The sequence below is a fragment of the Streptomyces sp. NPDC001796 genome, from assembly GCF_042892355.1.
Lineage (GTDB): Bacteria > Actinomycetota > Actinomycetes > Streptomycetales > Streptomycetaceae > Streptomyces.
The window spans coordinates 30,608-45,640 of sequence record NZ_JBIAUC010000033.1 but is presented as its reverse complement, the minus strand read 5'-3'; the positions used below and the strand labels follow the sequence as shown (position 1 = coordinate 45,640).

The following is a 15,033-nucleotide window of genomic DNA, read 5'->3' as shown; positions in this document are numbered from 1 at the left end:
GAGACGACACTCGGGCCCTCAGCCTGCCCAACCTCAGCCCACGGCGCGAAAACGGTCCACCGACTCCGTCGGCGGACCGTCACGAAACTTCGAGGTTAGCCTGCCCAGGTGCAAAGTCCCCCCGCCTTGAACAAGCAGAGAGGCTCGTCAGCGAACTGACGGGCCCTCATGCAAAATCGAGGCTAATCAGTCGTGAACGGTCTCGCAAGGGCGCAGAGAGGGTTCGTCACTCCATGAGGTGCATAGATGGGTGTTGTTGCTGAACTCCTCATTGAGCGGGAACACCCACTCGGCGCTGAAGGTACCGCAACGATTGGAGCCCGTCGCGAACAGTCGGCCGTTGGCATACAGCCGAGGGGTGGCGCAGTGGTGGCCAGACCCGCCCCAGGACTCGTCAGCAACGACACGGTCTACGTGGAGCTTGTGGCCTTCGACGTCGATGCAGGATGTCCTGGAGTCGTCGTCGTTGGTTGTGCACCCGCTGGCTGTTCGGGGATTGGCAGGTGATGCCTCAGCGGCGCTGGCGGGCGCGGCGAGGTACAGGGAGGCTGCGGCCAGGGTGACACCCAAACCTATTCGAATCTGCTTGCGCACGGCATGCTCCTGTTCTGTTCCTGTCATCAGCTGAACTTCGAAACACACCCGTGCCAGTCACCACTGTCCCGCGTTCCTGACGTGAAGGCGGTGACGATGTTCTTGGTGTCGACGTTGTAGATGACGGTTCCGGTCATGCCGTGGGCGCTGTACTTGAACGCCATGTTGCGGGCACCGGAACCGGGGGACAGAGACGTCGAATGGGTGACGATCAACTGGATGCAGTAGTCGGTGTAGTCGTCGTACCCGTGGCCGTCCTTGATGTGCCGCACGCCCCAGCCGTCGACACCCCCGGAGTCGTGTCTGCCGCAACGCAGGGTGATACCGATGCCGACGTGGTCGTTGCCGAAACTGTCGACGTAGGCGTTCTCGTGCGGGAGCGGGTGGCCGTAGAAGCAGTCGCTCCACGGGGTGGCTCCGCTGGGCGGATCAGTCTGACGCGGCTCATTGGCTGCTGCGGCTGCTGCGGTGGCCAGCGGGACAGCCAGCACCGCTGCTGCGGAAGCAGCGACGGCAAAGCGCTTGAATGCGCGCACGCTAAAATTCCCCCTCATGCAAGTATGGATATACCAGGGACGCAGATTTTCCCTACGCTGAGCGTCGCCGGTGAATCTCGTGGCGAATGGCCTCGAATTCCGGCTTCGGAACACCCCCGCACCAGCCCGGGATCGGCCCTTCAGGGGCCGACTCTCGGACATCTGCGAATGCATCCATGAATGCGGTCAGAAACGTCACTACCGGAATTCGGGCCGCTACCACAGCGTTGCCGCGAACCGGAATCCAGGGCGGATCAGCCGGCGTGAGCCATTCCGGAAGGCCCAGCTCGTGCACGGCGATGGCGGCATGGTCGGGGCCGGATCTGCCGAAATCGAGGAACACCCCTCCCGGCTCGTCACCCCACAGGACCGTAGCCACGGCCCCGCCAGAGGCGATATGCGCTACCGCCCGCACGAGGTCGGCGAAAAAGTTGTCCTCGATTCCTGTAGCCCGGTAGACGGCGACCTCTCCGCCTACGCTCAGCTTGAGGCGACACCATCCAGCCCTGAAAGTGAAAGACACTGCAAACTGGTCGGTCGAACCAGAGAACACTGAAACCCCCGTCAGGAGAACCTGCGAGTCGACCCTAGATCAGCGGTCGCACAGGTGTCCACCATTTATGAGACAGCCGCTCACCCACGCCCTTCCCGAGACCGTTTAGCGTGGAAACGCCATCACCGACGCTGTCCACGACGTCCCATGACAAGGCCTCTCAACTGGAGGGCCCGCCGGACCGTCTCGGTCACACCGATGATCAACAAAACGACAGCAAAGTAGGCAGCACCGATCCCCAGACTGCTCATCTGCGTCAGCACCGCAAACGCCAGCACCAGGACGCCCACGGCTATGACCAGCCGGACGCCCGCAAACAACGCACCGGACTCCGCCAACTTCGCATGCAGCCGCGGGTCATCGCGGCGCAGTCCCGCCTCGATCGCCTGCAGTTGCCGATCCAGACCCTCATCCTGAGCCACTTACTTCCCCCTGCCGATCTAAGCTTCCGTCAGTCTTCGAGGACAATGATGCCGTGGGTGCTGTGACGACGCCGCCTTCCCGACAGCGACGGCCAGCTCACATCGGTCCGAGTCGTACTCTGCCACGTGGGCAGGGAGAGGCTGGCCGCACCCTGGGATTTGCTGGCCCTACTCGACGACGTACCGGTGGGTGGTGGCGACGCCCACGCGGAGGGCAGCGACCAAGCGGACGATGCGCCCTGACCACCCGCCTTGACGGCCAGCCCTGGGCCCTGACCTTCCCCGTCGGCGACCACCGGAACTGAACCCCTGGCTCTGGTCCCCGCACCGCAGCCTCGCGCAGGGCAGCGATGCTTTCGCTGAACTTGCCTAACGTGCCTTACAGGCTTGGATGTCGACTACCAGGGGTTCGCTTGACAACCCTAGATAATCATCGCTCCCCGGGGCGCTCCCGGAGCCTCGTGGTGGGCTACTGACCTTGAATGCGTGATGTCGTCATGGTGGCTGGCGTCGGAGGCCGGTGCCGGTGAGGCAGCCGTCGAGGACGTCGGGGCGGTACTGGAGTTGGCGTAGGCCGCGCCGGACGGCGGTGATCAGGTCGTCGGGGTCGGCGAAGGCGCGGCTGGCTGTGGTGGTGCGTCGTAGGACGGACCAGATGCCTTCGACCGGGTTGAGGTCGGGTGCGGGCGGCAGTTGGAAGACGGTGAGCCAGTCGCGGTCGGCGATGTAGCGGCGCATTCCGGCCGCCAGATGGGTGTTGAGATTGTCCCAGACCAGCACGATCGAGCCGCCGAGCTGCTGGTGGGCGGTCTGAATGAGGTCGCGGTAGTCCTTCCAGGAGAAGCTCTTAGACGAGCCAGGCGTCGAGCGCCGCCACGGTCCTTCCACGCTCGGCCAGGTCTCCTTCACCCAGCCGGCCACCAAGTTCTCGTCCCGCTCGATCGCCCGCCGGGCGGGGACCTGGCAGCTCCAGCCGTGCCGCTTGAGCAGGGCGGCCACCCCTTGCACGGTGTAGCTCTTGTGGAAGCGGCGCCCGATCAGCGTCTTGATCCGCGACAGGGTCCAGGTCTGGTCCGGCCAGCCGTGTGCCACCGGCCCCTTGGCCAGCTCCCGCTCGAGCACGGCGAACAGTTCGTCACTGAGCAGCGGCAGCGACGCCGGCCCCTTGGAGGCCAGGGCCCTCGGCCCCTTTTTCGACCAGGCTCTGCGCCACCGCTGAACCGACCGGACACTGACCCGCAGGTCGCGAGCGATGACCGGGTTCCCGTCGCCCTGCCTGAACCGCTCGGCCGCCTCCATCCTCAACTTCTCGCGGAAGGCTCGCCGTTCGTCGGTCAGTCCGCCACCTTGCGCATACCTCATGCAGTCGGCATACCGCAGGGATCATGAGGCGTCAGCCCTACGACACCACGCTTTGAGGGTCAGTAGGTAGACGGCCTCCTGGCGGGCCCGAGCTGGGCGCTCATGACAGAAGCGGGGGCCGCGCGGCTCAGCGCTGGTGTGTGACGGCTCAGCTCCGGCTCACCTGGCTCATGCCAGGGCTCAACCCCTAGTCAAGGCGGTCAACCACCCGGGCAAGTGGCTCCGCTGTCGACTCAAGGCCAGTCAATTGACCGGGCAAGTTGGACGTGCTGTCGCCACCTGCTGCGGCTGCGCAGCCGGATGCGCAGCCCGGACCGCATCCGGATCCGCATCCGGGACGCGGATCCGGTGCCGTAGCTACACGGACTCTTGGCTGCGTAGGTGAGATCTAGGAACGAAGGTCGACGACTGCTGGCAGCAGGTCTGGCCTGAGAGCCCGCGAAGTATCGGTCAGAAGTAGCAACGGCTGGGCGCTCATACACCGATTCGACTCATCCACCAAGGGAGGTCTGGGTCCGCGAAGGGGTTGTTGAGCGTGCGCCGGAGGATGCGTTCGTCTGCGGAGTCGATGACGGTGCTCAACTCGCGTCGTGCCTTTCTGCTCAAGGTATGGAGCGTGCCTTCCAGCAGGGTGCGGACGTGGTAGTCGTCGCTGCGGAGGTCCGTGTCGCCGGTCTCGTAGAACGGATCGACGTCCCCAAGTGGGCGTCGAGCGGTGGCACTCCAGCGGCGGAACGCGTGTGCGACCTCGCCCGCGGGGATGCCGCGACTGCGCTCGAAGACGGCGATCTGCCTATTCGCCGAGGCGGACAGTCCTCGGATCACGGGTGTCCGCCGATAGCGCGTGCGGCGTCGTGGCAGCTGCGCTCTGATCTCGCCCGGTGACCGGCGAGGCATGAACACTTCCAGGAGGGGGTGTTTCACACCAGGTACGGCATAGAGATCAACCTGACGCACGAAGACCTCGACAACCCGCACTACGACGGACTGCTGGAGGAGATCACCCAGCCCGTCGGTCAGCGGCCCCGGGACCTGCTGCAGTGCCTGACGGACTACAAGGGCGGACAGTGCCAGTGCGCCCTGGACGGCAAGACGCCGTGGATGTTCGTCCGGCGCCAGCGCCGTGGCGGCAAGGTGATGTGGGTAGCACGGCAAGACGCCGTGGATGTTCGTCCGGCGCCAGCGCCGTGGCGGCAAGGTGATGTGGGTAGCGGCGCACCTGCCCCTCACCCACGTCGCCACGCCGCAGGAGAGCGACAAGCACAAGGCGATGAAAGAGCGGATCGCCCGCACCGCATCACGCCACGGACTGGACGTGCAGACCGAAGCGCGATCCGAGGACGGACGGGTGATCACCGACGTGCTGGTGACCGGCGCCCGCGCACGCGTGGGATGGGAAGCCCAGTACTCCCCCATCACCGCCAGTACCGTGCGCCGGCGGTCCGCCAAGGCCCGCGAGCGCAACATCGCACCTCTGTGGGTGACCGCAGACGCCACCTCTGCCCTGATAGACCGCGCCCCCTGGACCCGCGTCGACGACGTGCCCTGGCAGCGCATCATCTCCCCGCTCGCCCTGATCATCCGCGGCGGCGTCCGCCACCTGCAGATCTGGAAATGCACCCCCACCAGCGAACGCTCATGTCCCGAAAACGGCAGGGCGTGCGGAAAGTGGCACAGCGGCTGGTTCCTGCCCGCCCTGTGCATCCCACAGGAACGCGCCACCCCCCTCGACGAACTCATCGTCACCAGCGCTGACGGCGAGCACCTGCCCGTACGCTCCCGCAACCGGCACGACCCCCACCGCACCTCCTACCTGTGGGCCCTGGCCCGCGACGTTAAGCGCTGGCACGAGATCACGGGCGAAACCAACACCCCGCCCGAGGCCGGCCCACCCGACGACGAACCGGTCACCTACACCGAACAAGAACTCGACAGCTCCTGCCGCTACGGCGAAGAAGGCCCCCACACCAGCAGCCCACGCCCGCGACGCGAGACGTCCTCCGCCACCGGCCTGCACACCTTCGACCACACCCCCCACGACACCCTGCTCCAACCCACCAGACCCATCGCCCTCCGACTGTCCCCCCGCGAACGCCTCGTCATCGCAGCAGAACTGAGGTGCCCACCCTGGGAAATCGGCCCCTGCATGCTGTGTGCCACCCCCATCCACCGCTACGGCCCCCGCAGCCCCAAAGCATGCCCCGCATGCCGCATCACCACCCAGCAGACGTAGGACCACGCCTCACACCAACAACTACTCAACCTGATCACCGGTCACCGCAAGTGACACGACCTGATCACCCAGCCCGCTATCTGACAAAACCGCAGACCAGACCCCACACAGCGAGGCCCACACCCCCACCCGTGCCCCACCGAAACACCCACGCCCCCGACCACACCAGCACGCCAAACTGATCAACGCAGGCCAGCCCACCAGCCACTGATCAGAAAAACCGCCACCGGACACGAACAACTATCCGCCATCGGCATGCGATGGACCTGCCTGTGAGCAGGACCGGACCGGCCACCCCGCGGCTGGTGCACCGCGCGTGCCGACCTTGCGCTGGGCTCGCCCATGATGCGACTCCAGCCGCTCACCGGTCCATGCCGTCGTGGTTCACCCGCTTGGAGGCCAGACCGAGGCATGAGGCCGGCGCGTGCTGGTGATCTCGTTTTCACCGGGCCGTGTTCTCGGTGCGGATCATTCGGAGGCCGGCCGGGGTGGACACGAAGTGCTCGCGCCACCCCGCTAGCCGCCGCGCGGCCGGGCAGGTGAGGCGACGGGCTCAGTCCGAGGTGACCGGGGCAGGCGCGGCGACCGGCTGGGGCCTCCTCGGGGGTGCGGCCCGAAGGACGACGCGCGTCAGGGCCACCCCGGGAATCACGCCGAGCGCAGCCACCACCAGAATCCAGGTCGCGGTCGTCGCCATGGCGGATCCGAGGCCGTGCGCGGGCGTGCCGACGCCGACATGGCTGACGAGGGTCAGGTACAGCGCGCCGTAGACCGTGACCCCCGCGACCTGACCGAGTTGGACAATGGTGGTCAGAAGGCCGCTGGCGTCCACCGCCTTGTCCATCGGCACGTTCACCAGCGACTGCGTCAGAAGCGGACTCACCGACAGGCCCATGCCGACACCGTTGAGGATCGTCCCCATCCACATCGCCGCCCCGCCGCCGGTCCCGTCCTGCATGGCTGCCGCGATCAGCCCGTAGGACAGAGCGGAGAGCGCCAGACCCGTGGGCGCGAGCACAGGGTGGAGCCGCTCGGGGATTTTGCGCCAGTAGAAGCCGGTCAGGCCGAACGCGACGGACATGGGGATGTAGGTCAGTCCGGCGCGCAGCGCGCTCTGCCCCAGCCCGGCCTGCAGGTGAAGGGTGAAGACGAACAGGAAGCCGCCGTAGGTGAGCTGGACGCATACCACGGTAGCCAGACCGGCCGACATTCCGGCTGCGCGCAGCACGGCGAAGTTCAGGAGCGGTTCTCCGCCGCGAGCCGCGATCAGCCGCTCGACCCGCACGAAGACGACCGCCAGGACGACTCCGGCGGCGATGCAGAGGAACGTCCAGACAGGCCAGCCCAGTTCGCGTCCGAGGACCGCGGGAAGGACCAGCAGGAACACTGCGGGGATCGCCAGGGCCAGGCCGATCAGGTCCAGCCGCTGCCGCCCGCTCGGCACGTCCTTGGGAAGCAGGCGCGGCACGAGCGCGATCAGTACGAGGCCGATGGGCAGGTTGACCATGAAGACCGGACGCCAACTGGTCCCGAACAGGTTCGCGTTGACGATGACCCCGCCGAGGACGAGGCCCGCCGCGGCACCGGTCGAGAGCACCGCGCCATAGGCGGACAGCGCCTGGGCGCGGGCCTTGCCCGTGAACTGCATCTGGATGACGCTCATGATCTGCGGCACCATGACGGCCGCGCCGGCTCCCTGGGCGAATCGGAACACCACCAGCGCGATGGCGTTCGAGGCGAACGCGCACCCCACGGACATGAGGGTGAACACGACGACGCCCAGCAGGTACATCCGTCGCCGCCCGTACAGGGCGCCCAGCCGGGCACCGGTGATCAGCAGCATCGCGTAGGCGACCGTGTAACCGCCCACTACCAACTGCAGGGACGCGCCGGAGGCGTGGAGCTGCGTGCCGATCGAGGGCATGGCCACATTGACAATGAACACGTCGACCAGGCCCATGAACTGCCCGAGCAGCAGCAGTACGAGCATCATCCACCGCCGACCGGTGTGTGCATCGGGTGCTGCGGCCGGATGCGCGGCCGACCCTGCCGTGGTCATGGTTCTCTCCATTCGTTGGTTGCACCTCCGGTCGCGGCGCAGGTATCGCCGTCGGCCGAAGCTCGGGGTATATACCGGCCGGGGGTGCGAAACTCATCGGCCTTGCGCGGCCGACGGTCGGACGGGACTCGGTCGCGCAGTCCGGAGCGGGTGCCGCACGCCGCGTCCTGCGCGGCACTCAGGAAGAAGCCCCGCCCGCCGCACCGTGGCTAGGCTCCCGAGTCGAGTTCCAACCGCTCTCGCCGCCAGGTCGGACGTGGTGTGACGTCCTGCTGCGGCAGCGGCCCTTTCGCTGCGCGTGCCCGGATGCCGCTCATCCACCGGCGAGCCGGGCCACGACGCAAACCCAGAACGGGAGTGCACCCAGCATGATCGACGAGCTGAGCGCACCTGGGCGGCCTTCTCCGCCGCCCGGCCCTGCCGAGCCGAGAGGTTAAGCGAAGTGGACGGCCCGTGGTCTCGCCGGTGCGGCGAGACCTCCCCTCCAAGCCGTTCACGTCTGGTGTCGTCGGCGGACCGGGCGCTTCGACAAGATCCCTTCCTACCGGACGTACGAAAGGTCAAGGTCCGCAGATGACGAGCGAGCGACGTTCCCTCACTTTCTTCGAGTCCATGTTCTATCTCTTCGGTATCGGGCCGGTCGTGGCGAGCGTCGCCCTGGAGGGGAGGGTGGACGCGGCAGTCATGGAACGGGCCGTGCGTCTGCTGGAGCGTGACCATCCGCTGCTGCGCTGTTCCTTCTGTCGGACCGACGACGACATCACCCTGGAACTGGCCGATGAGGGACCGGGGTTGGTCATGGTGGAGCCAGGGTCGAACGGCCTCGCGGACGAGCTGAACGTCTCCCTCGCGCAGAACCGCCCGGTCTACCGCGTCTCGCTCTCCCAGGACGGGGAGTCGGCGGTGCTCACGCTCGCCGGCGACCACGCCGGCAGTGACGGCCGCTTGAACACGCTCCTGCTGCGCCGGCTGCTGAGCTACTACACCGGCCTGCTGCGCGGTGTGGTGCCCGAACCGACCGGGAGGTCCGCGTTCGAAGGGTCGCTGGAGGAGGCGCTCCTCGCAGCCTACGAACCAGGGCCGGTGCAGCCCCCGGCCGACGCCGATCCGCCGCTGACGCTGGCCGGCGACGCCGCTGCGCCCGGCGCGCCGGCGGTGCGCAGCTTCAGCTTCGAGCCGGACGCAACGGCTGCGCTGATCGCCGCCGCTCGTCGGAGCGGGATATCCATCACCAACCTGCTGGCGGGGGCGCTGGCGTGCGCGGTGCGCGCCCAGTTCGCCGACGCCGGGCCGATGCCGGTCGCGCCGGCCTTCGCCGTGGACCTGCGCCCGCGGGTCGATCCGCCGATCGCGCCGGACGCGCCGTTCTGCTGTGTAGCCCGCCTGGTGTCCTCCACCGGCGTCGACGCCGGTGATCAGCCCGTCGAGGTGGGCCGACGCATCGCCGCGCAGTTGAAGGCGGCCTTGGACCGGGACGAGATCCAGCACAGGCTGGTGTCCCAGCGAGCCGCCGGCAAGCCCGCGCCGCTGCCGCCGATCTCCTTCATGGTGTCGAACATCGGCATCATCGAGGAGTACCCCGTGCCCGACGGCCTACGGGTCACCGACAGCCGGTGGGCCGGGACGTCACGCGGGCCGGTTCCGGCACTCTACGGTTCGACCGTGGGCGGGCGGCTCACCCTTGACCTGGTCTACGACACCGCGTTCCACCGCGCCGAGGTGATCGACGACGTGGTGAAGCAATTCGAGGCGGCACTGATGACGGCATAGCCGGCGGACCGACGGCGGGAGATCAGCGGGGCACGACCGGATGACGGTGGCCCCGCGGATCTCCGCGTTGACGACGGCCGCGCGCCGGTTTGATCCGGGCTGCGGGCACGGTCGCCGACGACCTCCGCACGGCGATCGCCGCGCCGAACCCGACGATACGGAAGCAGACCGATGGCGCGGGCCGGTCCTGGGCTCATGAGCGGCTCAAGGCCGCCGGTCTGGCCAAGGCGAGGGGACGGCAGCGCACCGACTCCGCCCACATCCTCGCTGGGCGCGCTGAGCGCCTGGAGTCGGTCATCGAGACGGTTCGCGCCGCTGTGGAGGAACTCCGCCCGTGCCGGCCCCGGGCTCCTGGAGGGGCCGGGGTTCCGGTAGCTCGATCGCGCTGCCGCCCCGAACTTGATCACCACGCCGACGTCACGGTCCAGGCTGCGTGCAGAGCCCGGTGGGGGACCGACGGCAAGTCCACGAGGGCCACAGCTTCTGCTCCGAAGTCGCTGGTGTCCAGGACCACCATGGTGTTGCTGTCGTCGATCGTGTCCTGGGCGAACGCCAGCAGCCAGCCGGTGCCCTCCGGAGCCGTCGGGGAGCGTGGCACGGTGACCGGAGCGGTGAGGAGCCGGCCCAGGCGCGTAGGGGAAGTCTGCCGACTCCCCGTGGCCAGGTCGAAGCGGACCAGTACGTCGTCCCGCACAGGCGAGTTGTCGGCCTTCAGCATCACGCAGTAGCGATGCTCCGAGCCGTGGTACCGCGGGTCGATCACGGGTGATGTGCAGGCGTCGCGGACGAGAAGCCTGCCGGATGCCGTCGCGGCACCGGGATCCAGAGTCCAACGCCACAGGACCGGCCCCGTCCGGCAGCGCCGCACGACATCCAACGTGATCCGCTTGTCAGGCCGGTCGAAGGCGTTAACGACGCGGTCGATGCCGCCTTCCCCCACAGTGATCCAGACGAGATCCCGCTCGGTGCCTTCGCGTGGCATGACGCCGATCCGCGTCGGCTCGGGGCACAGCACGTGCCGCTGCGTCAGTGCGAGCGCCGGCAGGTGGTGTCCTTGCCAGGACGTGACGGGCTCACGCTTGCGGATCCGGCCGCGGACATCGACGACCAAGTACCACAGACGCGGTGGCTCGCCGTCGAGCACGGCAGCGAACAGCTCGCCGGTCACCGGGTCGTGCACAGGACGGGCGGTGAAGCCCGCCGGCAGCGTGCCGTCGAAGTCGTACCTGGCTTTTGTCGTCAGGTCCGGTGCCAGTTCGTAGGGCAGGACTCCGTCCCCGAGGGCGAGGGTCCGGCCGGCGTGCTGGATGAGGGCGGCGTCGGTGTTGTCGGAGGGACAGCGGCGTGGGCCCGGCGACGGCAGGTCTCCCGTGATCCGGCAGACGGGGTCGGTGCGGATGCGGCGGGTTCTGAACCATTCGGCGTGACCCTGCCGGATGCGTAACGCGGCGATCAGTGGCTGGCCGTCGGCATGGTCCGGTCCGATGCGCAGGAGTGTGCCGTCCAACTCCTGTGGGAGTTCTCCCTTGACGGGCAGCTCACGGACCTCGGTGTCCATCGGGTCAAAGCCGGTGCTCATCGGTGCGTTCGAAGAGTACGGGACTCCTGGGGCCATCCGAGCTCACCACCAATATCGCCGTTATGTAACGGTGTCATGTAAATATCGCCGCGCATGTTGCACCATGTCAAGCGTGAGTCCCCGTCGTGCACAGCCGAACTTGCGCAACGCCCTGCTCGAAGCCGCAGCCCGCGTCCTGGCCGAGGAAGGCCCCGCCGGCCTCAGTACCCGCCGCCTGGCGAAGGAGGTCGGCACCTCCACGATGGCCGTGTACACCTACTTCGGTGGCATGGACGACCTGGTGCGCGCCGTCGTCCGCGAGGGCTTCGCCCGTCTGAACGTGACCATGACCGCCATCGGCGACTCCGACGACCCGGTTGCCGACGTGGTGGCACACGGCAGGGTCTACCGCTGGCACGCCTTCAAGGACCCGCACCTGTACCAGGTGATGCTCGGCCTGTTGACTGTCGCCGGGTTCTCTCTCACCGACGACGACCGCCGCCATGGCCGCTACGTCCTGGACATCCTCATCGCCTCGGTGCGGCGCTGCATGGCAGCCGGCCGGTTCCGCGAGGGCGATGCCGAGCTGGTGGCGCACCAGTTCTGGACGGCGCTGCACGGCATCGTCACCCTCGAACTCGGCGGCTACCTCTTCGAGCCGTACGACGCCGATGCCTGCTTCGGCGCCCAGGTGCGCAGCCTGCTCATCGGAAACGGTGACAGCTTCGAGGGGGCACAGGCCTCCATGCACCGTTCCATCCCGATCGCTGACCGTGCCCTGAGCGCCGCCGACGCCGGCGGCACGAGGGAGGAGCGGGCGACGGCTTGCGATGCCGAGGACGGCATCCGCTCGGTTTGACGTCCGTCACGCGCCACGCGGCAACGCCAGAGAAGCGGCCCGATCGCCGTTGCCTGGATGGTGGTCGGGTACTGCCCGTCGCCGGACCAGGAAGGTGCGCCCGTGCTTCGCGGAAGACTACGAACGCTGATCCCGGGGCTGATCGCGATCCTCGCCATTTTCGCCGTGTACGTGATGGTCGGGAACCCGGCCCAAGCCGGTGAGGCTTCGCAGACGGCTGCGAAGTACTCCTTCACCGAGATGCCCATCGCCATGCCGCCCGGCTATGACCAGCAGAAGATGAACACCGTCCGGGTGGTCAACCCGGCCTACCGCAAGATCCGGTCCTGGATGTCCGCGGTGGGGGCAAGCGTCGCCATCAACGACCTGACCGGCCACGGTCGCGCCGACAGCATGTGCCTGGTCGACACCCGGACCAATGACGTCGTCGTCACCTACACACCGACCGCTCCAGCGAGCGACCGGTTCACCCCCTTCGTACTCGACCCCGCGCCGCTGCCGGTCGACCACACCATGGCGCCGACCGGCTGCATGATCGGCGACTTCACCGGCGACGGCCGGAACGGCCTGCTGGTCTTCTACTGGGGCCGCACCCCCATCCTGTTCCTGCCGAAGGCGAAGGCCGGCACGGTGGCGCCGGGGTCGTACACACGGCAGGAAGTGGTGGCCGGAGTAGACGCCGAGGGGCGCTACGTCGGGCCGCGGTGGAACACCGATGCGGTGGCGATCGCCGACCTGGCCGGCACCGGTCACCCGTCGCTCGTGGTCGGGAACTACTTCCCGGACAGCGCGATCCTGGACCCGCACGGGCAGAACAACATGCAGATGCCCGACTCCCTGTCGAACGCCAACAACGGCGGGGGTCTGCATCTGCTGCGCTGGGTCGGCGCGACCTCAGGAGAGTCGCCGTCGGTGCACTACGTGGAGGACCGCGGAGCAGTCCCGTTCCACGACAGCGCCGGCTGGACCCTTGCCCTGGCCACTGCGGACCTGACGGGTGACGGCAAGCCAGAGGTGTACGTCGGAAACGATTTCGGCCATGGACACCTGCTCTACAACCGGTCCACGGCGAACCGGCTGTCGTTCACCGAGGCCCGAGGCCGGCGCACACCGGGAACACCGAAGTCGTTCGTGCTCGGCAACGGCTCCTTCAAGGGGATGGGTGTGGACTTCGCGGACATGAACCGCAAGGGCCACTTCGACTTCATGGTCAGCAACATCACCCAGCCGTGGGGCCTGGAGGAGAGCAACTTCTACTTCGTCAACAAGACCTCCTCGACCGCCGAGATGGCCAAGAAGCTGTCCTCAGGGACGGCCCCGTTCAGCCAGCAGGCCTCCGAGGCCGGCCTGGCGTGGAGCGGGTGGGCCTGGGACGTGAAGCTGGGCGACTTCCTCAATGACGGCAACCAGGAGGCCGTGCAGGCACTCGGCTTCCTGCAGGGCACGATCGACCGATGGCCGTGGATGCAGGAAATGGCCACCATGAACGACGACCTGCTGAGCAACCCGGCGATGTGGCCGAACTTCCAGCCGGGTGACGATGTCTCAGGGCATCAGGTGTTTGCGTTCTTCGCCAAGAACTCCAGCGGCAAGTACGTCAACATCAGCAAAGAACTCGGATTCGGCGACGACACCCCGTCCCGCGGTATCGCACTGGCCGACACCACCGGCAGCGGTCACCTGGACTTCGCGGTGGCCCGGCAGTGGGGGCCGCCGTCGTTCTACGCCAACAAAGCCTCGGTCGGCAACGCGCTGACACTCAACCTCTACCGTCCCTCGACGGACGGCCGGGCGAACACCGGTCTGGAAGGCCCCGGCACACCGGCCTATGGCACCACCGTCACCGTCCGCGCCCCGGGACAGACGCAGATCTCGCAGCTCGACGGCGGCAGCGGCCACGACGGCTACCGCAGCTTCCAGGTCCGGTTCGGTCTGGGCAGCTACGACGGCCCGGTGACCGCAACCGTCCAGTGGCACGACAACAACGGCGCACCGCACCGGCAGGACATCACTCTCAAGCCCGGCAACCACACACTGATCCTCACCGACTCCGTGCAGGAGGGTTCGAAGTCATGACCGCGACCGTCTCCGGCCCGCTGCCGGGCAGCGAAACCGGACCCCGGCCACAGCCGGCCGCCACGTCCGGGGCCAAACCGAAGGACCCCCACTACATCGCGCTGCGCAACTTCGCCCTGTCGATCAGCGTGTTCAACATCTTCGGCTACACACTGCTCGGCTTCGAGCAGGCGTGGATCTTCCCCGTCATCGCTCTGGCGGTCGGCTACACCACCGAGCTGGCGCTGGAGACCATAGCGGCCTGGGCCCAACGCCGTCCGGCCCGCTACCGGGGCCGCGGGTTGCGAGGACCGTACGAGTTCCTGCTGCCTGCGCACATCACCAGCCTCGCGGTCAACATGCTGATCTACACCAACGACCGGGTCGGCCCGGTGATCTTCGGTGTCATCGTCGGTGTCAGCGGCAAATACATCCTGCAAGCCCCGATCGCCGGACGGATGCGGCACTACATGAACCCGTCGAACTTCGGCATCGTGGTGACCCTGCTGGCGTTCAGCTCCTGGGTCGCGGTGGCTCAGCCGTACGAGTTCACAGAGAACGCCAACACTTTCTTCCGCGTGATGATCGCGTTGATCATCGCAACCGCGGGCACGATCCTGAACACCGCGCTCACCAAACGGACCGCGCTGATCGTCGGCTGGCTCGGCGGTTTCGCGATCCAGGCCTTCCTTCGGCACTGGATCTGGGACGTGTCACTGTTCTCGGCGCTCGGCGTGATGACCGGTGTTCCGTTCGTCCTGTTCAGTAACTACATGATCTCCGATCCCGGCACCACTCCGACCAAGGGCCGGGCCCAGTTCATGTTCGGCGGCTCGGTGGCGATGGTCTACGGCGCCCTCATGGTGGCCAACGTCGTCTACACGCTCTTCTTCGCCACCGCCATCGTGTGCGGGGCCCGAGGTCTGGGCTGGTGGGCCGTGCACCTGCGGCAGAAACGCAAGGCAAGCCGGCTCACGGTGCCCGCTGTGGGCGCCGAGGCACCCTCAGCCCTCTCCGCGACCACATGATGTC

General features: G+C 67.5%; 12 protein-coding genes and 2 pseudogenes. 5 read left to right on the top strand and 9 right to left on the bottom strand.

From position 1 onward, the window contains the following. Positions 1–186: 186 nt before the first annotated feature. From ACFYZE_RS35335 to ACFYZE_RS35305, 7 genes and pseudogenes are all read right to left on the bottom strand, one after another. Positions 187–594, bottom strand: a complete 408-nt coding sequence (locus ACFYZE_RS35335) for a hypothetical protein (protein WP_389003577.1) — start codon at positions 592–594, stop codon at positions 187–189. A gap of 26 nt (positions 595–620) precedes the next feature. Beyond that, positions 621–1,130 (bottom strand): hypothetical protein, encoded by a 510-nt coding sequence (locus tag ACFYZE_RS35330; RefSeq protein ID WP_389003574.1) that lies wholly within the window; start codon positions 1,128–1,130, stop codon positions 621–623. Positions 1,131–1,182: 52 nt separating this feature from the next. Continuing rightward, on the bottom strand, positions 1,183–1,653 hold the full coding sequence (locus ACFYZE_RS35325; protein WP_389003571.1) for a hypothetical protein: 471 nt from the start codon (positions 1,651–1,653) through the stop codon (positions 1,183–1,185). 152 nt (positions 1,654–1,805) lie between these two features. Continuing rightward, positions 1,806–2,105 (bottom strand): hypothetical protein, encoded by a 300-nt coding sequence (locus tag ACFYZE_RS35320; RefSeq protein WP_389003568.1) that lies wholly within the window; start codon positions 2,103–2,105, stop codon positions 1,806–1,808. Between the two features lie 495 nt (positions 2,106–2,600). Further along, a pseudogene (locus ACFYZE_RS35315) lies at positions 2,601–2,879 on the bottom strand (transposase); the annotation flags it as partial. 75 nt (positions 2,880–2,954) lie between these two features. After that, positions 2,955–3,467, bottom strand: a pseudogene (locus ACFYZE_RS35310) (winged helix-turn-helix domain-containing protein); the annotation flags it as partial. A 474-nt stretch (positions 3,468–3,941) separates the two neighbouring features. Further along, the gene (locus ACFYZE_RS35305; RefSeq protein WP_389003565.1) at positions 3,942–4,622 is read right to left on the bottom strand and encodes a hypothetical protein; all 681 of its coding nucleotides are present in this window, start codon (positions 4,620–4,622) and stop codon (positions 3,942–3,944) included. 10 nt (positions 4,623–4,632) lie between these two features. Between ACFYZE_RS35305 and ACFYZE_RS35300 the strand changes: the two genes are divergently transcribed. After that, positions 4,633–5,700 carry a hypothetical protein gene (locus ACFYZE_RS35300; RefSeq protein ID WP_389003562.1) on the top strand — a complete coding sequence of 356 codons (1,068 nt, stop codon included), beginning with the start codon at positions 4,633–4,635 and terminating at the stop codon, positions 5,698–5,700. A gap of 553 nt (positions 5,701–6,253) precedes the next feature. Here the strand turns inward: ACFYZE_RS35300 and ACFYZE_RS35295 are convergent. Then, the gene (locus ACFYZE_RS35295) at positions 6,254–7,759 is read right to left on the bottom strand and encodes an MFS transporter (protein WP_389003559.1); all 1,506 of its coding nucleotides are present in this window, start codon (positions 7,757–7,759) and stop codon (positions 6,254–6,256) included. 573 nt (positions 7,760–8,332) lie between these two features. On the opposite strand from ACFYZE_RS35295, the gene ACFYZE_RS35290 reads away from it, so the two are divergent. Further along, entirely contained in the window at positions 8,333–9,529 is a 1,197-nt protein-coding gene (locus tag ACFYZE_RS35290) for a hypothetical protein (RefSeq protein WP_389003556.1), read from the top strand. Between the two features lie 403 nt (positions 9,530–9,932). Here the strand turns inward: ACFYZE_RS35290 and ACFYZE_RS35285 are convergent, their stop codons facing one another. After that, the gene (locus ACFYZE_RS35285) at positions 9,933–11,108 is read right to left on the bottom strand and encodes a carotenoid oxygenase family protein (RefSeq protein ID WP_389003553.1); all 1,176 of its coding nucleotides are present in this window, start codon (positions 11,106–11,108) and stop codon (positions 9,933–9,935) included. 112 nt (positions 11,109–11,220) lie between these two features. Here ACFYZE_RS35285 and ACFYZE_RS35280 point away from each other — a divergent pair, with 112 nt between their 5' ends. The 3 genes from ACFYZE_RS35280 to ACFYZE_RS35270 all read left to right on the top strand — a co-directional run bounded on the left by ACFYZE_RS35280 (position 11,221) and on the right by ACFYZE_RS35270 (position 15,029). Beyond that, positions 11,221–11,946 carry a TetR/AcrR family transcriptional regulator gene (locus ACFYZE_RS35280; protein WP_389003550.1) on the top strand — a complete coding sequence of 242 codons (726 nt, stop codon included), beginning with the start codon at positions 11,221–11,223 and terminating at the stop codon, positions 11,944–11,946. 102 nt (positions 11,947–12,048) lie between these two features. After that, a complete protein-coding gene (locus tag ACFYZE_RS35275; RefSeq protein WP_389003547.1) occupies positions 12,049–14,022 on the top strand; it encodes an ASPIC/UnbV domain-containing protein in 1,974 nt (657 codons plus the stop codon). Beyond that, entirely contained in the window at positions 14,019–15,029 is a 1,011-nt protein-coding gene (locus tag ACFYZE_RS35270) for an enediyne biosynthesis protein (protein WP_389003544.1), read from the top strand. The genes ACFYZE_RS35275 and ACFYZE_RS35270 overlap by 4 nt, the downstream gene beginning before the upstream one ends. Positions 15,030–15,033: the final 4 nt, after the last annotated feature.

What these genes read in the sequence shown, in the direction of transcription:
- ACFYZE_RS35285 (WP_389003553.1), bottom strand. Translation starts at nt 11,108, where the DNA reads ATGAGCACCGGCTTTGACCCGATGGACACCGAGGTCCGTGAGCTGCCC.
- ACFYZE_RS35290 (WP_389003556.1), top strand. Translation starts at nt 8,333, where the DNA reads ATGACGAGCGAGCGACGTTCCCTCACTTTCTTCGAGTCCATGTTCTAT.
- ACFYZE_RS35295 (WP_389003559.1), bottom strand. Translation starts at nt 7,759, where the DNA reads ATGACCACGGCAGGGTCGGCCGCGCATCCGGCCGCAGCACCCGATGCA.
- ACFYZE_RS35270 (WP_389003544.1), top strand. Translation starts at nt 14,019, where the DNA reads ATGACCGCGACCGTCTCCGGCCCGCTGCCGGGCAGCGAAACCGGACCC.
- ACFYZE_RS35300 (WP_389003562.1), top strand. Translation starts at nt 4,633, where the DNA reads ATGTTCGTCCGGCGCCAGCGCCGTGGCGGCAAGGTGATGTGGGTAGCG.